Annotated in this window: 1 protein-coding gene; it reads left to right on the forward strand. The window is 50.1% G+C overall.

The genetic code is table 11. The features are described from left to right. Positions 1 to 187: 187 nt before the first annotated feature. A partial coding sequence (locus tag ACR0LL_RS21385) for a c-type cytochrome (RefSeq protein WP_480589356.1) occupies positions 188 to 503 on the forward strand: 316 nt, incomplete at its 3' end.

The following is a 503-nucleotide window of genomic DNA, read 5'->3' on the forward strand; positions in this document are numbered from 1 at the left end:
TCCGACTGAAATTATGACCAAAATACGGCGACCCTGCCTCTACTTTAAGGCGAAGTGTTGCATATTAAATAATTAATTTTAAATGAATATTTTACTCCACATGGTAGCGACTGATTTCTGTTGCACTTGTTTGAGGAATGCCCGAGAGCGCGAATAAGCGCGAACTCCCCTCAGGAGCCTCACCCAAATGCCAAAGAACACTTTTATTATCGCCACCTTCTTCACAATAGCTCTGTCCACCCAGGCTGCTGCCACGGGTGACCCGGCAAAAGGCGAACAACTCTACAATCGATGCTCATCCTGCCATGCCATCATCAAGGATGGCGAGGTTCTGGTGAAAGGTGGAATCACCGGGCCAAATCTCTATGGCGTCATCGGACGTGTTGCCGGATCCGAAAACGACTACCGCTATGGCAGTGAACGTCTGCCCATCGGCATGTTCACAGATGACATGATCCGCGCAGGTGAGGAAGGCCTTGTCTGGACCCAGGAAAACATCGCGG

It is taken from the genome of Ruegeria sp. AI2, assembly GCF_056541275.1.